Below are 21,425 nucleotides of genomic sequence, written 5' to 3'. Positions count from 1 at the left end.
GCATGAACGAATTCGACCGTGTACGCGATTATTTGACCGGCTTGCAGGACCGTATCTGCGCTGCCGTGGAAGCCATCGATGGCAGCGCGCGTTTTGCCGAAGACCTCTGGCAGCGCGAAGAAGGCGGCGGCGGGCGCACCCGCATCCTGCGCGATGGCGCAGTGTTCGAGCAGGCCGGCATCGGCTTTTCGGATGTGTCCGGCTCACGCCTGCCGCCTTCGGCCAGTGCGCATCGGCCCGAGCTGGCCGGAGCGACCTGGCGCGCCTGCGGCGTCTCGCTGGTGTTCCATCCGCACAATCCGCACATCCCCACCACCCACGCCAACGTGCGCTACTTCCGCGCCGAGCGCGATGGCGACGTGGTGGCGGCCTGGTTCGGCGGCGGCTTCGATCTGACCCCGTTCTACCCCGTCGACGAAGACGTGCTGCATTGGCACCGCACCGCGCAGACGCTGTGCGCCCCATTTGGCGAAGAACGCTATGCCGCGCACAAGCGCTGGTGCGACGAATACTTCTTCCTGCGCCACCGCAACGAGACGCGTGGCGTGGGCGGGCTGTTCTTCGACGACCTGGATAAGGACTTCGAACGCGATTTTGCCTATCAGCGCGCGGTTGGCGACGGCTTTCTGGATGCCTACCTGCCGATCGTCGAGCGCCGCAAGGACACGCCGTACGGCGAGCGTGAGCGCGAGTTTCAGCTCTACCGTCGCGGCCGCTATGTGGAATTCAACCTGGTCTACGACCGCGGCACCCTGTTCGGCCTGCAGAGCGGCGGGCGCGCCGAGAGCATCCTGATGAGCTTGCCGCCGCGGGTGCGTTGGGAATACGGATTCACACCGGAACCGGGCAGCGCCGAGGCGCGTCTGATGGACTATCTGGTGCCGCGAGATTGGCTAGGCTGAACGGGCTGATTAAACACGGCTTTGAATGAAACGCTGTGTTGATTGATTGATTTAATTAAGTCTGTTTAAATTTGTGATTGCCGGCGCAACCGAATCATTCGTCTCACGCAATGAGCCGTTTATGTTGCGGAGCAAAATTCAAGCGTGAAAATAAAAAGCCCCGCAGACCAGGGGGAGGTCGGCGGGGCCAGGGAACGGAAACTTGGGGAGTAGTTTCCGCTCCGAGATCTGCTCCAGGGGATGGGAGAGATCTGCCGACAGGCGTTGCGCCCGTCGAGGGATATAACAACATTTTCTACATTGATGGATCGTGAAGATAACTGTTAAAAATATGTAGAATTTAGCGGTTATTCATTCCATCGACGCAGGCCTAATCCGCATAATGTCTGGTCTGCGCATTCAGCATATCAGCGTTATCTGCCGGGTCAGTGCGCCTCATCCCAATTATCGCCGACACCGGAGTCGACCACGAGCGGCACGCGCAATTCAGCTGCGGCCGACATGCGCGTGGTGACCTCGCCCAGCAGCGTGTCGACGAAGTCGGCATCGGCTTCGAACACCAGTTCATCGTGCACCTGCAGGATCATCAGCGCGCGCTCGGCGTGATCGGCGATCCAGCCGTCCACGCTGACCATGGCGCGTTTGATGATGTCGGCGGCGGTGCCCTGCATCGGTGCGTTGATCGCGGCGCGCTCGGCGCCGGCGCGCTGGCCCTGGCTACCGGCGTTGATGAAGTCCAGGTATAGCCGGCGGCCGAACACGGTTTCCACGTAGCCCTTGTCGCGCGCCTGCTGGCGGGTGGTTTCCATGAAGTCGCGCACGCCGGGGTAGCGGCTGAAGTACAGCGCGATGTAGTCCTGCGCCTCGCCACGGCCGATACCGAGCTGGCGGGCAAGGCCGAACGCGCTCATGCCGTACATCAGGCCGAAGTTGATCGCCTTGGCAGCGCGGCGCTCATCCCCGCTGACGGTGTCAATGGTGCGGCCGAACACTTCGGCGGCGGTGGCGCGGTGGACGTCGGCGCCGGACTCGAACGCGCCCACCAGGCCGGGGTCGCCGGACAGGTGCGCCATGATCCGCAGCTCGATCTGCGAGTAGTCGCAGGCGATCAGCTTGCGCCCGGCCGGGGCCACGAAGGCGCGGCGGATGCGGCGGCCGTCTTCGGTGCGGATCGGGATGTTCTGCAGGTTGGGATCGGACGAAGACAGCCGCCCGGTGGCGGCGCCGGCCTGGTGGTAGCTGGTGTGCACGCGCCCGGACTGCGGGTGGATCATCTCCGGCAGCTTGTCGGTATAGGTGCTGCGCAGCTTGGTCAGCCCGCGGTATTCCAGGATCACCCGCGGCAGCTCGTGCTGGTCGGCGATGGCTTCCAGCGCCTCTTCGTTGGTCGAGGGCTGGCCCTTGGGCGTCTTGACCACGGCGGGCAGCTTGAGTTCGTCGAACAGCAGCGCCTGCAATTGCTTGGGCGAATCCAGGTTGAAGGTGCGCCCGGCCAGCTCGGTGGCTTTTTGCTGGGCGGCGAGCATGCGCTTGGACAGGTCGGCGCTCTGGCGGCGCAGTTCGGCCGCGTCCACGCACACGCCGTTGGCTTCGATGCGGGCGAGCACTTCCACCAGCGGCATCTCGATCTCGCGGTAGACGCGCTCCAGGCCCGGCTCGGCGGCCAGCTTGGGGCCGAGCACGTGGTGCAGGCGCAAGGTGATGTCGGCGTCTTCGGCGGCGTAGCGGGTGGCGTCGTCCAGGCTGATCTGCGCGAACGGGATCTGCTTGGCGCCCTTGCCGCAGACGTCTTCGTACTTGACCGTGTCGTAGCCGAGGTAGCGCTTGGCCAGGCTGTCCATGTCGTGACGGGCGCTGCCGGAATTGAGCACGAAGCTCTCCAGCAAGGTGTCGTCGCTGTAGCCGGCCAGGGCGATGCCGTGGCGGCGCATCACGTGCAGGTCGTACTTGCCGTGCTGGCCGAGCTTGCGCACGGCGGGGTCGGTGAGCAGCGGTGCCAACTGCGCCAGCGCCTGGGCGCGGTCGAGCTGGGCCGGGGCGCCGGGGAAGTTGTGGCCGAACGGCAGATACGCCGCCTGGCCGGGCTCGGCGGCCACGCTCAGGCCGATCAGGTCAGCCTGCAGCGGATCCAGGCTGTCGGTTTCGGTATCGAAGGCGAACTGGCCGGCCGCGCGCAGGCGGGTGATCCAGCTGTCGAGCTGTTCCTGGGTCAGGATGGTGTCGTACTGGCCGGGTGCCGACAGCGCCGGGTCCACTTCCACCGGGGCGCTGACCGGGCCGGACACGAAGCCGGTGCCCCGCGCGCGGCCGGGTTCGGTGCGGGCGCTGGCTGCAGCGGCCCCCAACGGCATCGGCTCGGTCAGCAGGCCGGCCTGGGCAGCGGCGCCGCCGAGCTCGCGCAATGCCTGGGTGAAGCCGTAGCGCGCATACAGCACCGCCAGCGTTTCGGCATTGGGCTCGCGCAGGTCCAGCGCGCGCGGGCCGCTGGCCAGGGTCACGTCGGTCTTGATGGTGACCAGTTCGCGGTTGAGCGGCAGCCGCGGCAATGCGGCGCGCAGGTTCTCGCCGATCTTGCCCTTGATCTTGTCGGCGTTGGCGATCACGCCGTCGAGCGAGTGGTATTCGGCCAGCCATTTGGCGGCGGTCTTGGGGCCGCACTTGTCCACGCCGGGCACGTTGTCCACGGTGTCGCCCATCAGCGCCAGCAGGTCGACGATCTGGTCGGGGCGCACGCCGAACTTGGCGATCACCGCCTCGTCCGAATCCATGCGGCTGCCGCTCATGGTGTTGACCAGTTCGATGCCCGGACGCACCAGCTGCGCGAAGTCCTTATCGCCGGTGGAGATGGTGACGCTCAAGCCATCGGCGGCGGCCTGCAGGGCCAGCGTGCCGATCACATCGTCGGCTTCCACGCCGTCGATGCGCAGGATGTCGATGCCCAGCGCATGCACGATGTCGCACATCGGCTGCACCTGCGCGCGCAGGTCGTCGGGCATCGACGGGCGATTGGCCTTGTAGTCGGCATACAAGTCATCACGGAAGGTCTTGCCGGGCGCATCCACCACGAACGCGACATAGGCCGGACGTTCCTTCAAGGTGGCGCGCAGCATGTTGACCACACCGAACAAGGCACCGGTGGGCTCGCCCTGGGCATTGGTCAGCGGCGGAAGCGCGTGGAACGCGCGATACAGGTAACTGGACCCGTCGATCAGGACTAATTTGCTCATCGGCCAATTCTACCGCTGCACGCTCACCCCACGCCGCCCAGCGCATACTGAGCAAGGACCTAGAACGGATGACGACGATGATGAGAGCAAGTCTTTTGCTGCTGCCGTTACTGCTGCTCGGCGGCTGCGCCACCAGCGGCGCCAGCGGCAACGTGCCGGCCGGTGCGGATGTCACCAGCAAGACCATGGGCAACGGCGACAAGGTCGACGAGTACCGCGTCAATGGCCAACTGGAAATGGTGCGGGTGACGCCCGCGCGCGGTGCGCCCTACTTCCTGTACGACCGCGATCACGACGGCCATACGGATGCGGAAAAGGACAAGGTCAACAAGGTGTATTGGAAGTTGTATAGCTGGTGATTCGGGATTCGGGATTCGTAGAGCGTAAGCGCAGCGGCTCTTTGGCCGCTGGTGCCGGTGAAGCCAACTTCGTATCAGCGTTGCACAACCGCGGTGGTGGTCTCTGCGCTTGAGGTGGCCGGCACTGCCTTGGCCGCTGCGGCCAGTGCCAGGGTCTGGCGTGCGGCAAGCAGCGGTTCTTCGGCATCGCCGTAGATGCCGGCCAGCATCTGCACCGCCTGCTGCGCGTGGTCGCGCGCAGCGGCGGTCTGGCCAAGCCTGCGCTCGGCTTCGGACATGCCGCGCAGGATCTCGGCGGTCTGTGGATGCGCACGACCCAACACGCGCAAGGACGAGGCCAGGCAAGCGCGCTGTTCGACCAATGATGCCTGCACCTGCCCGGCATCCAGCAACCAGAAGGCATGGTTGCTGCGGTAGGTGATCGTGGCTCGCGCATCGTCGCCGAAGGCGGCGCGTGCGCGCTCCATCGCAGCGCGGTAATGCGGGCCGGCTTCGGCCAGCTTGCCTTGCTGACGCAAGGTGTCGGCGAGATTGCCTTCCACCATCAAGGTATCGGCGGCGTTGTCGCCGTACAGCTTGCGGGTAATGCGCAGCAGCGGGGCGAGTTCGGCCTCGGCAGCGGCAAACTCGCGCTGCATCAGCAAAAATACCGCCAGGCTGTTGCGCATCGACAGCACCAGCGGATGCTCTGGCCCACGCACGCCAATGCGCTCGCGCAGCAGGCTGCGCTGCAAGGCGATGGCCGGTGCAAGCTGCCCATTCTCGGCCAGCATGCCGGCGTAGCTGTTGCCGGCATCGATGCGGCGTTCTGCGGTGGTGGCCCCGTTGGCCAATGCGGCGACGTAGGCATGCCGGCTTTCCGCCAGCGCCTCCAGCATGCGGCCTTGATCGCGCAGCGCCCATGCCAGCCGGGCACGCATGTCGTTACCCAGGCTCTGCTGCTTCGCATTGCCGCGCGCGGCCTGCGCCATGCCGGCGCGCAGCACGCGCTCGGCCTCGCGCGATTGACCCGCACCACTGAGCGCCTGGCCCAGCATGGAGGCCGCTTCCAGCGCAGGCGTACTACCGGCACCCGTGCTCTGCTGCGCCAGCGCCTGCGCGGTGCGCAGATGCGCAACCGCCTGCGGATAGTCCGACAAGGCGATCAGCGTGCGACCCAGCGTCAGTTCCACCTCGTTACGTGCATCCGGTTGATCGGCCAGCTCGCGCGCGGCGCGCTGCGAGGCCTGCTGCAACACGCGCAGCATCAGCGTCTTGTCCAGATCCTGCGCGATGCCAGGGTCCACGCTGGACAACACCGAGCTGATGAAATCGCCGGTGACCTGCGCGCGTTGCGCATCGCGCGCGGCTTGCTGCAGCGACCATAGTGTGGCGCCCAGACCACCCATCAGCGCAATCGACACAAGCCCGGCGGCCAGCACGCCACTGCGATGGCGTTGGGCGAACTTGCGCAACCGCAACCACCGGCCCGCCTGCAACGCGCGCGGCGGGTAGCCGTCGAGCCAACGCTGCAACTCGTCCAGCAAGGCCGATACCGACGCATAACGTGCAACGGGCTCGGGCGCCATCGCGCGCAGCACGATCGCATCCAGGCCATCGCGCAGTTGCTGCTGCAATTGGCTGTGGGTCGTCGCGCGCGCCGCGCAGATCCGCGCGCGCGCATCGGCCGGCACCGCCGCCACGCGCCGTGAGGGCGGCTGCGGCACTCCATCCTGCCCGGCCACCGGCGCCAGCCCGCAGCTCAACTCGTAGAACATCGCGCCCAACGCATAGATATCGCTGCGTGCGTCCACGTCCGGCGCACCGCGCGCCTGTTCCGGACTCATGTAACCGGGTGTGCCGCGCCCGTGCGCAGAGGTCATGGACGGGTTGGCCGCATCGATCGCGATACCGAAATCGATCACGCCCGGCATCGGCCGCCCGTCGATGTCGCTGACCAAGACGTTGCTGGGTTTGAGGTCGCGATGGATCACGCCTTTCTGGTGCGCGTGCTGCACCGCCTCGCTCACCCGCAGCATCAGCAACACGCGCGCATGCAGCGACAGCAGATGCGCATCGCACCACCAGGTGATCGGCTCGCCGCGCAGGTATTCCATCACCAGATACGGGCGGCCGTGCGCATCGGTGCCTACATCGTGAATCTGCGCGATCGCCGGGTGCACCATTTGCGCCAGCAAGCGGCATTCGAACTCGAACAACGCGCGGCCCTGCACATCCAGCGCATCGGCGGCCACCAGCTTGATCGCCACCTCGCGCTCGTAGGCACCGTCGGCGCGATGGCCCAGATACACCTGGCCCATGCCGCCGGCGCCGATCAGGCGGTCGATCGCCCATGCACCAAAGCGCGTGCCGGCCGGCAGTTCCGGCAATGGCGCGCGCAAGGCGGCCACGGCCTGTTTCAACGGCGCACGCACGCGCAGCGTGGCCTGCGATTCCACCGCCAGCATCGCCAGCAACGCATCGCGCAGCACCACATCGTCACCGGCCTGCGCACGCGCGAATGCCTCGCGCGCCTCCACCGGCAGTAGGCAAGACTGATGAAATAACGCCTCCAGGCGTTGCCAGGAAGTGGCGACAACGCTCACAGCTGCGCCGCCAGCCACACCCGCGCAAAGCGCAGATCGCGCTCCAGCGTGGGCACCGACACCTCCAGTTGCTCGGCCGCCTCGGCCACACTGAAACCCACCAGCTCGGTCAGCGCGAACGCCTTGGCCTTGCGCTCGTCCACGCGCGCCAGCTTGTCGAAGGCATCGGCCACCATCAGCAAGGCCTCCGGTCGCGGCGCGCCATCGGACAGACTGATGGTCAACGTCACCGCCTGCCCACCCCGCTTGGCGCTGGCCTGCTGCCGCGCCAGATCCACCAACAGGTGGCGCATCTGCAGTGCGGCAACCGAATAGAAGTGCGCACGCGAGCGAAATCCCTGCTGCCCCTGCTCCAGCCGCATCCATGCCTCATGCACCAGCTCGGTGGCCTGCAGCCCGCCGCGCGCATTGCGCCGCAGTAGCCGCAACGCCGTCTCGCGCAGCACCATGTACACCTGCCGCGCCAATGCATCGCCCGCGCCGGGCTCCTCCCGCTGCCAGGCATGCAACAACTCGGTGATCGGCAGCTCGGACATCGGGTCCATCTCGCCTGCGTGGGAGCGCAGTATCCCGCATTGGCGGACGGGTAGGCATTTCAAAACCAAACGGTTTAGCTCGCTTGCGCCGGGCCTGGCGAACGCGCCTCGGGCCGGCCAGGTCAGGCAGCCATCAAGGTGCGGGCTGCCAGGTCGGCCCCTGACATATGAAGGCCACGCAGCCCTCCACCTTCAAGGAGCCATCGGCGCCACGCTTGATCTTGGCGTTGTAGGTCTTGCCGGATTCGGGGTTGTAGATCTTGCCTTTCCACAGATCTCCTGCATCCACCAGCTCGCTGAGGATCACCGTGCCTTCCATGGGATTGTGGCGCTTGGCTGGATCCGGATTGAACGCATCGGTCTTCCGGCTACCGGGCTTGGTCCGCAGCACCTTGACGATGGTGCCGCACAGCGACGTGCCGCAGGGCTGGATGTCGACCAGTGCCTGCTGGTTATCGGTAAACCATTTTCCGGTGATCGGTTCGGCGGCGAATGCAGGCGTGCTCTGCACGACAAGGCCGAAAACGACACAACATACTGCAGAGACGCATTTCATTGGATTTCCCCAAGCTTCGATAAGAGCAATTGACGCGCGAACGTGCTTTCGCTGATGCAGCGTCGCTGACACAGCCGCAGCAGCGTTAGGGATGGTCTGATCAACGGCATCGGAGGATGAGCCTAACCACATCGACCAGGCTGACGGCGCTCAGATCCTCGATTTTTTTGCCGTTTCCGGCGCGTTTGCAGGGTGTTGCCCGGGTTACAGGCGCACGTTCCCCATCGTCGGCAGTAACTGCTTTCGCTTCATCCACAGGTTCGATAGCGCAAACAAGGTCAGCACCTGCGCGGTGTTCTTGGCCAGGCCGCGATAGCGGACCTTGGTGTAGCCGAACTGGCGCTTGATCACCCGGAATGGATGCTCCACCTTCGCGCGCACGCTGGCCTTGAAGTGTTCCCAACGTCTTTCCCGAGCACGCTCGCGTTTGTTGCCGAGGGCTTGCATCGTCGAGGGCCTGGCGGCGATGAAGAATGCAGCCTTGCAGGCCTGCAGTTCTTCGCGTTTGTCCGCACCGGTGTAGCCGCTATCGCCGAACACGCTGTCTTCTTTGCCATGCAGCAACGTGTGCATCACCGTGACATCGGCGACGTTGGCGGCTGTGCAATGGACGTGGTGCACCAACCCGGAAAATTCATCCACGCCGATGTGCGCCTTCATCCCGAAATACCACTGATTGCCCTTCTTGGTCTGATGCATCTCAGGGTCGCGCGCGTTGTCGGCATTCTTGGTCGAACTGGGCGCCGCGATCAGCGTCGCATCGACGATCGTGCCCGACCGCAGGCTCTGGCCCTTGCGCGCCAGATGCGCGTTGACCGCTTCCAGCATCCGCGCGGCAAGGCCATGGGTCTCCAGCAGGCGCCGAAAGTTGAGAATCGTGGTCTCGTCCGGAACGTTGTCCAAGCCACCGAGCTGGGCAAACCGCCGCAAGGTCGGGATCTCGTGCAGTGCTTCTTCCATCGCCGGATCGCTCAGCGCATACCACTGCTGCAGCAGATGAATCCGCAACATCGTCGCCAGTGCGTACGGCTGCCGACCTGGCCGGCCCGATACCGGATAGTGCGGCGCGATCAGACCGAGCAGTTGCTGCCACGGAACCACCTGCTCCATCTCGGCCAGAAAGATCTCGCGCCGGGTCTGCTTGCGCTTGCCCAGGCCCTCAGCGTCACCGAACGTCAGTTGCATGGATCACTCCTCAACATCAGGCGGGTAGTGTCGCGTATCTGTGGTGCGTTGTTCAGAGGTTCCTTAGAATCAGGCGAGTCAAATCGTATCGATGCAGTCTTGGGAGATGATTAGATCACTTGCCAGCAAGCACGCATGGCCGCATCCATGGAAACTTTTGACCTGATATCGGGCTTGCACCGATTGCGCTTACCTTGCTGATGTCGAATAGCTTGGTGAGCGAAGTAACAAGCGAACCTCGCCCACTGCTATCGCCCAGAAAAAATTTCAATCGCATTGCATCATCACAAGAGCAAATCGTTAGCTGGGCCTCCTGCAACGCTGGCTCACTTCTCCCACTGCCTCGCCCTAAAGTACAAGGATCGTCATGCCTGTCATTCATCGTCGTGAGCTGTTGATTGGCGGGCTGACGTTGCCACTGTGGTCACTGCCGATCGTTGCTCACGCAAAAACATCAAGCCCGCCTGCATCGTTCGAAACATTGCTGCGCCCAACCGTGCACACCGGTCAGGAGCAGTGGGCATTGCAAGCGCGTATGCAACATCACCGAGTACCAGGCGTGGCAGTTGCGATCCTGCGCGGGGGACAAATCCACAGCATCAAAGGCTTCGGATCGACAACGGCGGAAACTCGCTCACCGATCGGCGAAGACACCTTGTTCTCGGTTGGCTCAGTCAGCAAGGTAGTGACGGCCGCCCTGTGCGTGAAGCTTGCCGCGCTTGGCATTGTGGATCTGGATAAAGACGTCGGCTCCTGGCTACGCCGTTGGCAGATACCGCAGGGACCGGACGGCGATACCAGCAAGATTTCCCTGCGCATGTTGCTGTCGCATACCGCAGGTTTCAACGTGCACGGCTTCAAGGACTTCGACCCAGGCGCTGCATTGCCCACGCTGGTACAGACGCTCACCGGCACATCGCCCGCAGTCAACAAGCCTTTGCAGCGGATCGATAGTGCCGGCACCCGCGCGCGTTACTCCGGTGGCGGTTACATGATCGCGCAGGCGGTGATCGAAGACGCTGTGGGCAAACCGTTGAATGCGATTGCCACCGAGCATCTTCTTGGCCCATTGGGCATGCGCAGGAGCCGGTTCGATGCAGGCCTTGCCGCAGACACGCGCGATGTGGCGCACGCACACGACGACTCGGGCGCTCCTGTCGCACTGCCGCGGGGATGGCAAAGTTTCCCGGAACTGGCGGCCTCCGGCTTCTGGACCTCAGCCAAGGAGTTGAGCCGCTTGGTCATCGCGTTGGGTAGCTCCTACCGCAGCAGTGACGGATTTCTGCCGCAAGCACTGGCCATCGACATGATGACCGAGGTGGCCCCCGGCATCCACGGACTCGGGCCACGCCTCGCCGGGCAAGGGCAATCGCGCATCTTTCATCACGCCGGAGCCAACGACAGCTACAAGGCCTATCTCGAAGGAAATCTCGAGAGCGGCGACGGGCTAAGGAACCTCTGAACAACGCACCACAGATACGCGACACTACCCGCCTGATGTTGAGGAGTGATCCATGCAACTGACGTTCGGTGACGCTGAGGGCCTGGGCAAGCGCAAGCAGACCCGGCGCGAGATCTTTCTGGCCGAGATGGAGCAGGTGGTTCCGTGGCAGCAACTGCTCGGTCTGATCGCGCCGCACTATCCGGTATCGGGCCGGCCAGGTCGGCAGCCGTACGCACTGGCGACGATGTTGCGGATTCATCTGCTGCAGCAGTGGTATGCGCTGAGCGATCCGGCGATGGAAGAAGCACTGCACGAGATCCCGACCTTGCGGCGGTTTGCCCAGCTCGGTGGCTTGGACAACGTTCCGGACGAGACCACGATTCTCAACTTTCGGCGCCTGCTGGAGACCCATGGCCTTGCCGCGCGGATGCTGGAAGCGGTCAACGCGCATCTGGCGCGCAAGGGCCAGAGCCTGCGGTCGGGCACGATCGTCGATGCGACGCTGATCGCGGCGCCCAGTTCGACCAAGAATGCCGACAACGCGCGCGACCCTGAGATGCATCAGACCAAGAAGGGCAATCAGTGGTATTTCGGGATGAAGGCGCACATCGGCGTGGATGAATTTTCCGGGTTGGTGCACCACGTCCATTGCACAGCCGCCAACGTCGCCGATGTCACGGTGATGCACACGTTGCTGCACGGCAAAGAAGACAGCGTGTTCGGCGATAGCGGCTACACCGGTGCGGACAAACGCGAAGAACTGCAGGCCTGCAAGGCTGCATTCTTCATCGCCGCCAGGCCCTCGACGATGCAAGCCCTCGGCAACAAACGCGAGCGTGCTCGGGAAAGACGTTGGGAACACTTCAAGGCCAGCGTGCGCGCGAAGGTGGAGCATCCATTCCGGGTGATCAAGCGCCAGTTCGGCTACACCAAGGTCCGCTATCGCGGCCTGGCCAAGAACACCGCGCAGGTGCTGACCTTGTTTGCGCTATCGAACCTGTGGATGAAGCGAAAGCAGTTACTGCCGACGATGGGGAACGTGCGCCTGTAACCCGGGCAACACCCTGCAAACGCGCCGGAAACGGCAAAAAAATCGAGGATCTGAGCGCCGTCAGCCTGGTCGATGTGGTTAGGCTCATCCTCCGATGCCGTTGATCAGACCATCCCTAATCGTGCTGACCAACGGTGAAAACGGCGACCTGCTCCATAACGAGATTCGCAACGCGGTCTCCGATGCGCAGCATTGGCCTGGCGATTGGTCGGTGCAAGTCAGCACCGTCGATTTCACAGCCCTCCTGAAGGACTACACCGGCCGCTATGTGCGGCGGCCCAATCAGGAACCGCTACTCACCGGCGTGCTGGATATGAGCTTTCTCGGCGAGGAGGTTGTGATCTCGCAAAACAGCGAGGGACTGGTGCTGGAAGGTAAAAGCAGACCTCGCTCGCTGAAGCCGCTCAACAGCAATCGCTTTGTTGCCGATGCGGCGATTCCTGCGGGAACGCTGCAGTTTCAGTTTGATCGAGGCAGCGATCGTCGTGTGGTGACGCTGAGAGTGATGGCTGGGGATGGAGTGATGGTTTTTGCGCCCGAGTGAAGCAAGCTTGGAAAGCAGCATAAAATTTCTACCATGGCGCCGATGGCTGGTAACAGAGCACGGGCATGATGCCCGAAGCACGCCGTCGCATTTACTGCTCACTATAGTGGCAAATAACATTGGCTGATTCGCAGGAAATCTCGGTCATGGGTGTCACCAGAGTGTGCACACCAATTGATTCGGCGCCTGGACTCATGCCGCTTGCCAACGTCTTCCAAGCTCGAGTCAGGATCAGGAATCAGATAGACGCACTATCCGACACAACGTCTTGGGACCTCGCCGGGATCGAGACGCGTTGAAAGACCGGCCGCAATCGATTCGTTGCGGCCGGTCTTTGCCGGACATCCTGCAATCAGCTGCCTTTGATAAAGGCAATCGCCGGATCACTCGAGTTGTACCTCACGTAATGGTCGCCATTGCGATACGTGTTGACCTGATAGCTGTCGCCTGTCTTGTCGTAAAAATAGTAGTCGTAGTGCTCGGTGTTGCTGAAATACAGGATATATGCCCAGGTCCCGCCGTAGGCTCCGAGATTATAGCGAGAAATCGCAGCAATCGATTTAACCTCTGCGGTGGTATCGGTCCAATTGTTTCCGGTCAGCGGCCAAGCAACAGCAATGCCGAAATCTCTCTTCGCTTCTTCGCCTGCAGCATCGGCTTGCTCCGTCTCCTGGCTGCTGCCGCGAAACCCGATTTGGTAGGGAATTCCTTTGTCGCTGACGGCGTCGGTCCATTCGATACCGGATTCATCATGCGGATGTGGCGATGCGGTGCTCATTCGTTATCTCCTGATGGCAAACCAAGACACTGCGTTCCGGCTGGAACACTGCTACAACCTGAAAGTGATGACGATGTCGCTGCCGGCGTATCCCGATTCCGGGTCAACGCCAGACTGGCAAACAACGCAGAGCGAGCTGCGAGGTGGATGCGGACGAAACGATTGGAACCTAGCGTGCGGGCTGTCCACGCAGCAGCGCTCCGGCAGCTCCACGCTGCACCTACGCGAAAATCCGAGATTTTCCCTATGTCCAGCGGCTGGCGACCCAGTCACGCGTTTGTTTCCACGCATCTGTCTGCAGGTAAGCCTGGGTTTCGCTGGCCAGATCAGCGACATGCTTCCAGTCATCCAGTGCGTAAGGACGTTTCAGTTCGACATTGGCGCGCTTGAAGTTGCCGGCCAGCACCTGCTCGGCCTGGATGCTTGCAAGTTCGGCCGTTGCATCCATGGTCAGATTCAGTAGCGGCATGGCCGGCACCGAGCCGCTTGCCCAGGGATACAGCCAGGATTTTGCGCCCCAGTCGAGCGGGTTGCCGATCGCGGTGGATGGAATTCCTTGCGGGCTGCTGCCGGTTCCAAGCGAGAGCAGCTGGATATCGCCGACGCTGTTCACCAGGCCACTTGCAATGGCCTCGGCCACGGCGGTCATGGCCGGATTGTTGGCGAACACGCCGCCGTCGGCGAAGAAGCCATAATCGTCGTTCACTCCGGCAATCCGATAAGGCGGAAAGTAGGTTGGCGCGGCAGACGTGGCCAATGCGGCATCGACCATGCTGATCTGCCTGTACGCATTGTTGACGCCGTTGGAGAACGTGGCAGGCATCCAGTTCCCACTGGTCGCGTCCCACAGGCGCGCGGCGTTGACGACGACGAGCCGCTTCGCGTCTGCAAGCGACGTTGTACCCAACAATCCGCTTGCGATCTGGATCAATCCATCGTTCTTATACTGGCTGCTGAAGAAACCCGGCCCGCTACCCAGCGTCGCGTCCACCCCTTGCTGTTGCGACTCGGCCTGTTGATCGAGAAGCCACCCGTTGGGTTCGAAAATGCTTGCGCCTTTGGTCATGTACATCTCGATAATCGTGTTGATCGAGACGTTTTGCACCAATGCCAGAGCAAGCAGGCCACCGGTGGAAGTGCCGGCAAAGCAATTTGCATGGCTGAGGATGTTGCTGTGCTGGTCCAGGTCCTGGATGAGGATCGCGGTGATCAGTCCTCGAATTCCGCCGCCATCGCAGCTGATGATATTGAACGACATTGAAGTCTCCTGGAGAGCGCGCACTGTCTTGAAACGTGTGTACGAAGGCGTCAAGAGCAAGCGATCTGACTGTCCCGCTAGCGCGGGATACCGACAGCTGTCAGGACGATTCCACGTGTGCGTGAGAGTGGTGGCGACGACGCTTCCGTCTCCCGTTGCGTCACCCTAGAAGCACCTTCGTCGATCACCCGACAAATCGTCTCACCGCATTGATCCTGTGATCTTCGACCGCCTTGCTGTGGGCCTTCGGTCGTGCTGAGCTCGGTATTCACTTGGCGGCCAGCATCGCGCTGCAGAACCCAGTCTTTTCGAATCAGCGAATCGGCGCGACCTCATGCAGCGCAGCGCTAGCCAGCGCTGTTCCCTGATCTCGATGCGATGCCGTTGCTATGGGCCTTGCATTGGGCGCTACCCAAAGCGCAGGCAGGGTCCATGCGGCTTCCCGGCGTCGCGGTGCATTGAGAAAGGGGCCAGACGGTTGGCCTGGATCGCCGTTGATCGCACCGGTGCGTGACGCAGCGCGGAGTTCATAAAGACCGTGATGGGTTGGCGCCGCTTTTCTCGGTTGATCAGATAACAGGCCCCGGGGAGTGGGCCGCAGGCAGCACCCGCATGAGCAACACCGGCTATTACAACGCCATCGTCCCGCAGGCATCGGCATCGGTGGTGGCGCACGCGCCGCTGATGATCGATCTGCTGGCCTACATCGAGCAGCACATCGGCGAGGCCGAGCTCGGTACCGAGTCCTTGCAACAGGCGTTCGCGCTATCGCGCGCCTCGTTATACCGGCTGTTCCAATCCCGTGGCGGCGTGGCCCGCTACATCCGCGAGCAGCGCCTGTGCACCGCGCACCGCTATTTGCAGGCCTACCCGGAGTGCAGCCTGACCTGGTTGCTGTATGAAATGGGCTTTGCCTCGGAACGGCAGTTTCAACGCTGTTTTCAGCAGCGTTTCGGCATGCAGCCGATGCAATGGCGCCGCCACTGTCGGGCTGCGCCGGCAACGCATTCGCCGCGCCGCGGCCACTACATGCCGCTATGGCGCTTCATGCGCGAGCTGAGCCAGGATGCGCAACGCGATCACGCGCCGGTGCGCCCTGGCACGCTGCCGGTCCAGCCCGCCCCGCTGATACATACCGAAGCGCTACGGCGTCTTGCACAGCCGGCGAGCCGCTTTGCGGGTCAGCCTGAAACAATAGAAAACTGATCCGTAATCCGCGTAGGAGCGTGCTTGCGCGCGATGGGGCGTTACCGGTAACGCCTCTCGCGCGAAGGCGCGCTCCTACAACGGAACATGCGGGCTGACACCTGAGATGCACTGCGCGTGTTCTTGTGCAGCAAAACATCCGCCAGTCAGCGAATCACCAACACCGGAATCGAACTGTTGGTCAGCACTTCCACCGTCTGGCTGCCGAGCAGCATGCGGCGCACGCCGCGGCGTCCGTGCGAGGTCATGATGATCAGATCGCTGTTGCAGTCCTTGGCGGTCTGCACAATGCCTTCGGCGGCGAACCGATCCAGCACGTGATGCGAGGTGGCCTTGATATTGGCCGCAGCCGCCAGTTCCAGTGCCGGGCGCAGAATCTTCTCGGCAGCGGCCTCGCGCTCGGTGCGATATTCCGGGCTTGCCTCGTAGCCCACGCTCCAGCCCATCGCGTCGTACATGCCCATCGCCCATGGCTCGGACACGGTGACGATATCGACCTTGCCGCCAGTCGCCTTGGCCAGTTCAAGGCCCTGGAACAAACCACGATGCGACAGCTCGGATGCATCGATGGCGATCAGGATACGTTTGTACATGGTGATCTCCGAAGTGACTGGCAGCATCGCCGGTGATGGAAGCCTGACAGGGTCCAGCGACGCAGACATTGATGTGGATCAATCCAGCTGCGGCGGTTGCACTGGTGCTCAAGCAGGGTTGTAGAGCTCGCCCGACTCATTTTCTGCGCATCCTGCCGTGTGTTGCTCTGCGTTCGATTCGATCGCAGGGTGTCACGGATGATGCTGTGAATGCATCGGGCAGCGCACAACGGCACGCTCGTAGTGACGGTTACATGTCCAATTTACGACCGCAATGCGTAGATGCAACGCGCTCGTCTGCTGTCGGACGCGTTGCACGTGTACGCATGACATGAAAACTTTCGCTGGCCGCTGGTATTGCCCAGCTCGGCAGCCTCTAGCAGCACTGGCTGAAATTTACGAATGCTCCAGTGTGATCATCATAGAAAATGTACAGCTGCGCAGTGTCGTGACGGAGGCTGCCAATGTCGATCTGCCCTACAAACACCAACGGCCGTCCTTCAACGATAGGCCAATCAGGGCCTTGCAGCCACTTCGGCGCCGATTTCAAGAAACGAAAATCCTGCGCGATCTTGTCTTTTAAAATCCTCACCAGTTCCTTTCCCTTGCTATCGCCCTGACCTTCGATAGCAAGGGAAAAGTACCAGGATGGAAGATCAAGCCATTTGGGCTGAGCTTTCAGTGTCAACTGGAGTAACTCGCCATATTTTTCACTACAGACATGCGCAACCTCGTGTTTCTTCAAGAAGCTGCAAAGTAGTTTTTGAACATTGTAGACAGAGCCGATCCGGCTGTAGTCCTGACTGATCAGATGCGTGTAGAGATCAGCTTCCTGGATGTGGGCAGGAAGTTGAACTTCATTCTTTAGAAGACGTTCGAAGGATGCATCGGACTGAATCTTCCGTTCAAATTCCTCTGCAGAAATCGAGGCTTCTACAAAAGCTTTTATCGTCGCTTCCACCATCATTGCCTCGCTCCGTCCTGTGGAAATTCGCGCATCGCCACTGCCAGCCACGACGTACCCTCATCCGGCGCTGCGCGCCACCTTCTCCCGATGGGAGAAGGGAAAACCTCGTTGTCCAATCAGCAGCGGCCACCACAGTGCGTCTCCCCGTAGTAGAAGAAACGCCTACATCACCGTCAAATTCGCATACGCCATGACCAGCCACTTGGCGCCGACTTCGTCGAACTGCACCTGCACGCGCGCATGCGCACCGGCGCCCTCGTAGTCCACGACCACGCCGCCGCCGAAGGTGGGATGTTCGACATTTGCGCCGAGCTTGATCGGTGCGGCTTCGACTACGCCGTGTACCGGGCCGCCACGTGCCGCGCCCAGCGAAGCGGTGCGCGAGACCTGCACCTTGGGCCGCACTTCATGCAGCAGCTCGCGCGGGATCTCGCGCAGGAAGCGCGAGGGCACGTTGTAGTTGTCCTGGCCGTGGATGCGCCGCGATTCGGCGTAGCACAGCACCAGCTTCTGGCGCGCGCGGGTGATGCCTACGTACGCCAGGCGACGCTCTTCTTCCAGCCGCCCGCTTTCTTCCAGCGAGCGCGCACTCGGAAACAAGCCATCTTCCAGGCCGACCAGAAACACGATGGGGAATTCCAGGCCCTTGGCCGAATGCAGCGTCATCAGCTGCACGCCTTCTTCGCCCGCCTGGGCCTGGCCTTCGCCGGCCTCCAGCGAGGCATAGGCAAGGAAGGCGACCAGCTCGGTCATGCCCTGGCTGTCTTCATCGTCCGGGCGGGTGAAGCGCGAGGCTACCGAGACCAGTTCGTCCAGGTTCTCGGTGCGCGATTCCGAATCCAGCCCGCTGCGGCTTTCCTTGGCCCAATGCTCGCGCAGGCCTGAACGCATCAGCACGTGGTCGATGCGCTCGGCCAGTTCCATGTCGCCGGTTTCGGCATGCAGTTGGCCGACCAGGCTCAGGAACGTGGCCAGCGCATTGCGTGCGCGTGCGGCCAGGGTGTTCTCTTGCGTGCACAGCATCGCTGCTTCCCACAGCGACAGCGCATTGGCGCGTGCCAGACGGCGCACTTCGTCCAACGTGCGATCGCCGATGCCGCGCGTGGGCGTGTTGACCGCGCGCTCGAAGGCGGCATCGTCGCTGCGGTTGCTGAGCAGGCGCAGGTAGGCCAACGCATCCTTGATTTCGGCGCGTTCGAAGAAGCGCATGCCGCCATACACGCGGTACGGCAGCTGCTCGGAAATCAGCGCCTCTTCCAGCGCGCGCGATTGCGCATTGCTGCGATAGAGCACGGCAACTTCACCGTAGCTGCCGCCGTCGCGCACCCACTGCCGCGCGCGCTCGACCACATAGCGCGCCTCGTCGACCTCGTTGTAGGCCGCATACAGATCGATCGGGTCGCCATCGCCGGAATCGGTCCACAGCTGCTTGCCGATGCGGTCCGGGTTGTGCGCGATCACCGCATTGGCAGCGCCCAGAATATTGGCGCTGGAGCGGTAGTTCTGCTCCAGCCGCACCGTCTGCGCGCCGGGGAAGTCCTTCAAAAAGCGCTGCACGTTCTCGACCTTGGCACCGCGCCAGCCGTAGATGGCCTGGTCGTCGTCGCCCACCACGAACACATGCCCGCTCTCGCCGGCCAGCACGCGCACGAAGGCGTACTGGATGGCGTTGGTGTCCTGGAATTCGTCGACCAGAATCTCGCGGAAGCGCGCGCGGTAATGCGCCAGCAACGCCGGGGTGTCGCGCAGCAGTTCATGCGCGCGCAGCAGCAACTCGGCGAAATCCAGCAGACCGGAGCGGTCGCAGCGTTCCTGGTAGGCCGCGTACACCTGCCGGCGCACCTCGGTCCAGTCGTCGTTGGGTTCGGGCTGGATGTGCTGCGGACGGCGGCCTTCGTCCTTCTGCTCGTTGATCCACCAGCTCATCTGCTTGGGCGGATACTTGCTCTCGTCCAGCTCCAGCGACTGCACCACGCGCTTGACCAGCCGCAGCTGGTCGTCGCTGTCCATGACCTGGAAGCCTTCCGGCAGCCGCGCGTCCTGCCAATGCAGCCGCAACAGCCGATGCGCCAGCCCATGAAAGGTGCCGATCCACATCCCGCGGCTGCCGTTACGCAGCTGCAGGTCGGTACGGTGGCGCATTTCGCCGGCGGCCTTGTTGGTGAAGGTCACCGCGAAGATGCCGTGGTTGGGCACGCCCTGGACTTCGTTGAGCCAGGCGATGCGATGGATCAGCACGCGCGTCTTGCCGGAGCCGGCACCGGCCAGCACGAGGTAATGCCCCGGCGGCGCGGAAACGGCCTCGCGCTGGGCGGGGTTTAAATGATCGAGCAAATGAGAGACATCCACCGGACCATTTTACCGGTTGTGGCGTCGCTGCGGCTGAGATTGCGATGAAGGGGTTTGGGACGGTGGGTAACCCAGGCTTCGCTCGTACCCTCATCCGGCGCTTCGCGCCACCTTCTCCCAGCGGGAGAAGGGAACAACGCCCCTCACCGCCCAAGCAATACCAGCACATCCCGCGCAATCGCCATTGCCTGCTCACGCAACTCCGGCACCGCCAGGCTTTCCCACAACGCGCCGATCCGCAGACTGCCGATCACCCGCAACTGCGGATTGGCGCGGCCATCGGCATCGATCAAGCTGCCATCGGCATCGGTCCCCACCCCGATGCCATGCGGCCCGGCCACCGCGATGCCCTGCCCCAGCAGCTGTTGCAGCAGCGGGTTGCGCATCGCCTGCACGCGCATTTCCACACCGGTGGCGTTGATCAGCGTCTGCACATCCAGCTGCAAGGCATGCCCGGCACTGGCGCCAGCACTCACCCGCACGCAGGCGCCAACCTGAAATGCGACATCCAGCCGCGCGCGATGCAGCTGCAGTTGTCCGCGCGCGCGCATCGCCTGCAGCTGCGCATGCACCGGCGCGGCGATGCGATGACGGTGCACATCCCAGTAGCGCACCACATGGCGCAGGAAGCGGCGTTGGTCGGCGACCGACAGCGTCTGCCACAAGGCCTGACTCAACGGCCGAATCCGCTCCATCACGCTCTGCCAGGGCAACCCCTGCGCCATCGCCTTGCGCGCATGCTGACGCAGTGCGTGCATGCGCGCACGCAGCGATAGCGCCAGCAACGGCTGCGGGTCGAAGTCCGCCGCTGCGCAATGCGTCTGCGGCAACGGCAACAACCCGTGCCGCGACACCACGTGCACCGCCCCGCGATGCGCCTGCGCGGCCAGCGTCACCACCGTGTCGACCATGCTCAACCCCGAACCGACGATGCACACCGCCGCATCCTGCGGCAACGCGGCGACCGCCGCTGTGTCCCAGGCTTCCACCCGCTGCGCACTCGACAAGCCGGTGGCACCACGCAGCGGCAACGGCCGTAGCGCATTGCCCACCGCCAGCACCACGCTGGTGGCCTGCACCGTTTGCCCGTCGTCCAGCTGTAGCAGCGCACCGGAAGCATTGGGCTGCACGGTCTGCACGCGTGCGGCATGCATTGTCAGCGTCGCCGGGCTCTGCGCACGTGCGGCCTGCAAGCGATCGCGCAGATAAGGCGCGTAATGCCGGCGCCCGACGAACTGCTGCGGTAGCTGCGCGTCTTCCAGCTCCGGGCAGCAGGCGTGCGCGCGCAGGTAATCGACAAAATCCTGCGGCGCCTCCACCAGCGCACTCATCCGCGCTGCCGGCACATTGAGCAGGTGTTCGGCACGCGTGGTGGAATACGCCACGCCCTCGCCCAGCACCGGGTGTGGCTCGATCAACACAACCCGCACCGGCGCGGTCGCCTGACGCAGCAATTGCAGCGCCACCAGCACACCGGATGCGCCGCCGCCGACGATGGCGATCACTGCATCGCCGGGATCACGCAGTTCATTCATCCGGCAATTGTAGGCGATGCGTCACGTCGCACCGATGACAGCCGCCATGGCCGCTGTCATGGCCGGGATCACGTACCGCCGCGCAGACGCCGTCGTGCGATGCGCGTTGTCCGACATCCGGGAAGACGATGAGCACAATCCATCCAATCCGACCTGGGTGACGACGAGCGAGGTGCTCGTCGTCACGTTGGAAATAGCCGGCTTGCCTGAGGCCTGCGCCGGAAGGCGGGCACTCTCAAACGCAGCAAGGCCTTGCCAACCTGTGCTTGCGCCCAGCAATGCGCCCGCACCCGCAGGCATCGACGCGCGTTCCAGCTGGCAATGCGCCTTCATACAACACGCATATGCAA

The 21,425-nt window shown here is 63.2% G+C and carries 18 protein-coding genes; 6 read left to right on the top strand and 12 right to left on the bottom strand.

The window, feature by feature from the left end; all coding sequences use genetic code 11:
- The first annotated feature begins 2 nt into the window (after window positions 1-2).
- Entirely contained in the window at window positions 3-902 is a 900-nt protein-coding gene (gene hemF / locus NMB96_RS07435) for an oxygen-dependent coproporphyrinogen oxidase (RefSeq protein WP_023905610.1), read from the top strand.
- 425 nt (window positions 903-1,327) lie between these two features.
- Here hemF and polA read toward each other — a convergent pair whose 3' ends face one another.
- Window positions 1,328-4,129 (bottom strand): DNA polymerase I, encoded by a 2,802-nt coding sequence (gene polA / locus NMB96_RS07430; protein WP_183086928.1) that lies wholly within the window; start codon window positions 4,127-4,129, stop codon window positions 1,328-1,330.
- A 77-nt stretch (window positions 4,130-4,206) separates the two neighbouring features.
- Here polA and NMB96_RS07425 point away from each other — a divergent pair, with 77 nt between their 5' ends.
- The gene (locus NMB96_RS07425; RefSeq protein WP_095575361.1) at window positions 4,207-4,488 is read left to right on the top strand and encodes a DUF2782 domain-containing protein; all 282 of its coding nucleotides are present in this window, start codon (window positions 4,207-4,209) and stop codon (window positions 4,486-4,488) included.
- 74 nt (window positions 4,489-4,562) lie between these two features.
- On the opposite strand, the gene NMB96_RS07420 is transcribed toward NMB96_RS07425, so the two are convergent.
- The 4 genes from NMB96_RS07420 to NMB96_RS07405 form a co-directional block, all read right to left on the bottom strand.
- Window positions 4,563-7,091 (bottom strand): serine/threonine-protein kinase, encoded by a 2,529-nt coding sequence (locus NMB96_RS07420; RefSeq protein WP_255086599.1) that lies wholly within the window; start codon window positions 7,089-7,091, stop codon window positions 4,563-4,565.
- Window positions 7,070-7,609 (bottom strand): ECF-type sigma factor EcfK, encoded by a 540-nt coding sequence (gene ecfK / locus NMB96_RS07415; protein ID WP_023905614.1) that lies wholly within the window; start codon window positions 7,607-7,609, stop codon window positions 7,070-7,072. Before ecfK ends, NMB96_RS07420 begins: the two co-directional genes overlap by 22 nt.
- A 133-nt stretch (window positions 7,610-7,742) precedes the next feature.
- Entirely contained in the window at window positions 7,743-8,120 is a 378-nt protein-coding gene (locus NMB96_RS07410) for a DUF2147 domain-containing protein (protein WP_225970139.1), read from the bottom strand.
- A gap of 249 nt (window positions 8,121-8,369) precedes the next feature.
- Window positions 8,370-9,350, bottom strand: a complete 981-nt coding sequence (locus tag NMB96_RS07405; RefSeq protein WP_183086593.1) for an IS5 family transposase — start codon at window positions 9,348-9,350, stop codon at window positions 8,370-8,372.
- Between the two features lie 367 nt (window positions 9,351-9,717).
- Between NMB96_RS07405 and NMB96_RS07400 the strand changes: the two genes are divergently transcribed.
- From NMB96_RS07400 to NMB96_RS07390, 3 genes are all read left to right on the top strand, one after another.
- On the top strand, window positions 9,718-10,812 hold the full coding sequence (locus NMB96_RS07400; protein WP_255086598.1) for a serine hydrolase domain-containing protein: 1,095 nt from the start codon (window positions 9,718-9,720) through the stop codon (window positions 10,810-10,812).
- Between the two features lie 52 nt (window positions 10,813-10,864).
- A complete protein-coding gene (locus tag NMB96_RS07395) occupies window positions 10,865-11,845 on the top strand; it encodes an IS5 family transposase (RefSeq protein ID WP_183086593.1) in 981 nt (326 codons plus the stop codon).
- Window positions 11,846-11,939: 94 nt separating this feature from the next.
- Complete coding sequence (locus tag NMB96_RS07390; RefSeq protein WP_255086597.1) at window positions 11,940-12,389, top strand: hypothetical protein; 450 nt, start codon at window positions 11,940-11,942, stop codon at window positions 12,387-12,389.
- A gap of 352 nt (window positions 12,390-12,741) precedes the next feature.
- On the opposite strand, the gene NMB96_RS07385 is transcribed toward NMB96_RS07390, so the two are convergent.
- Both NMB96_RS07385 and NMB96_RS07380 read right to left on the bottom strand, forming a co-directional pair.
- Window positions 12,742-13,167: a hypothetical protein gene (locus NMB96_RS07385; RefSeq protein ID WP_023905617.1), complete on the bottom strand. Its 426-nt coding sequence runs from the start codon at window positions 13,165-13,167 to the stop codon at window positions 12,742-12,744.
- 244 nt (window positions 13,168-13,411) lie between these two features.
- The gene (locus NMB96_RS07380; RefSeq protein WP_255086596.1) at window positions 13,412-14,425 is read right to left on the bottom strand and encodes a patatin-like phospholipase family protein; all 1,014 of its coding nucleotides are present in this window, start codon (window positions 14,423-14,425) and stop codon (window positions 13,412-13,414) included.
- Window positions 14,426-14,971: 546 nt separating this feature from the next.
- On the opposite strand from NMB96_RS07380, the gene tagK reads away from it, so the two are divergent.
- Window positions 14,972-15,631, top strand: coding sequence for a transcriptional regulator TagK (tagK, locus tag NMB96_RS07375; RefSeq protein ID WP_255086943.1), 660 nt, complete (start codon window positions 14,972-14,974; stop codon window positions 15,629-15,631).
- A 146-nt stretch (window positions 15,632-15,777) separates the two neighbouring features.
- On the opposite strand, the gene NMB96_RS07370 is transcribed toward tagK, so the two are convergent.
- The 5 genes from NMB96_RS07370 to NMB96_RS07350 all read right to left on the bottom strand — a co-directional run bounded on the left by NMB96_RS07370 (window position 15,778) and on the right by NMB96_RS07350 (window position 21,408).
- Window positions 15,778-16,224, bottom strand: a complete 447-nt coding sequence (locus NMB96_RS07370) for a universal stress protein (RefSeq protein ID WP_006452697.1) — start codon at window positions 16,222-16,224, stop codon at window positions 15,778-15,780.
- Between the two features lie 376 nt (window positions 16,225-16,600).
- A complete protein-coding gene (locus NMB96_RS07365; RefSeq protein ID WP_023905621.1) occupies window positions 16,601-17,191 on the bottom strand; it encodes a hypothetical protein in 591 nt (196 codons plus the stop codon).
- Window positions 17,192-17,353: 162 nt separating this feature from the next.
- A complete protein-coding gene (gene uvrD / locus NMB96_RS07360; protein ID WP_023905622.1) occupies window positions 17,354-19,540 on the bottom strand; it encodes a DNA helicase II in 2,187 nt (728 codons plus the stop codon).
- A 143-nt stretch (window positions 19,541-19,683) separates the two neighbouring features.
- Window positions 19,684-21,075 carry an FAD/NAD(P)-binding protein gene (locus NMB96_RS07355; RefSeq protein WP_023905623.1) on the bottom strand — a complete coding sequence of 464 codons (1,392 nt, stop codon included), beginning with the start codon at window positions 21,073-21,075 and terminating at the stop codon, window positions 19,684-19,686.
- Window positions 21,076-21,096: 21 nt separating this feature from the next.
- On the bottom strand, window positions 21,097-21,408 hold the full coding sequence (locus NMB96_RS07350) for a hypothetical protein (protein WP_255086595.1): 312 nt from the start codon (window positions 21,406-21,408) through the stop codon (window positions 21,097-21,099).
- Between the last annotated feature and the right edge of the window lie 17 nt (window positions 21,409-21,425).

The sequence above is a fragment of the Xanthomonas hortorum genome (assembly GCF_024339125.1).
Taxonomy (GTDB): domain Bacteria; phylum Pseudomonadota; class Gammaproteobacteria; order Xanthomonadales; family Xanthomonadaceae; genus Xanthomonas; species Xanthomonas hortorum.
The sequence above is the reverse complement of the archived record's forward strand: the minus strand, read 5'-3'. Positions and strand labels throughout refer to the sequence as shown.

Excerpts from the sequence above, each read along its gene's own strand:
- ecfK (WP_023905614.1), bottom strand. The coding sequence starts at position 7,609 with ATGTCCGAGCTGCCGATCACCGAGTTGTTGCATGCCTGGCAGCGGGAG.
- polA (WP_183086928.1), bottom strand. The coding sequence starts at position 4,129 with ATGAGCAAATTAGTCCTGATCGACGGGTCCAGTTACCTGTATCGCGCG.
- NMB96_RS07390 (WP_255086597.1), top strand. The coding sequence starts at position 11,940 with ATGCCGTTGATCAGACCATCCCTAATCGTGCTGACCAACGGTGAAAAC.
- hemF (WP_023905610.1), top strand. The coding sequence starts at position 3 with ATGAACGAATTCGACCGTGTACGCGATTATTTGACCGGCTTGCAGGAC.
- NMB96_RS07425 (WP_095575361.1), top strand. The coding sequence starts at position 4,207 with ATGATGAGAGCAAGTCTTTTGCTGCTGCCGTTACTGCTGCTCGGCGGC.
- NMB96_RS07385 (WP_023905617.1), bottom strand. The coding sequence starts at position 13,167 with ATGAGCACCGCATCGCCACATCCGCATGATGAATCCGGTATCGAATGG.
- NMB96_RS07355 (WP_023905623.1), bottom strand. The coding sequence starts at position 21,075 with ATGAATGAACTGCGTGATCCCGGCGATGCAGTGATCGCCATCGTCGGC.
- NMB96_RS07350 (WP_255086595.1), bottom strand. The coding sequence starts at position 21,408 with ATGAAGGCGCATTGCCAGCTGGAACGCGCGTCGATGCCTGCGGGTGCG.
- NMB96_RS07405 (WP_183086593.1), bottom strand. The coding sequence starts at position 9,350 with ATGCAACTGACGTTCGGTGACGCTGAGGGCCTGGGCAAGCGCAAGCAG.
- NMB96_RS07400 (WP_255086598.1), top strand. The coding sequence starts at position 9,718 with ATGCCTGTCATTCATCGTCGTGAGCTGTTGATTGGCGGGCTGACGTTG.
- NMB96_RS07365 (WP_023905621.1), bottom strand. The coding sequence starts at position 17,191 with ATGATGGTGGAAGCGACGATAAAAGCTTTTGTAGAAGCCTCGATTTCT.
- NMB96_RS07380 (WP_255086596.1), bottom strand. The coding sequence starts at position 14,425 with ATGTCGTTCAATATCATCAGCTGCGATGGCGGCGGAATTCGAGGACTG.
- NMB96_RS07395 (WP_183086593.1), top strand. The coding sequence starts at position 10,865 with ATGCAACTGACGTTCGGTGACGCTGAGGGCCTGGGCAAGCGCAAGCAG.
- NMB96_RS07370 (WP_006452697.1), bottom strand. The coding sequence starts at position 16,224 with ATGTACAAACGTATCCTGATCGCCATCGATGCATCCGAGCTGTCGCAT.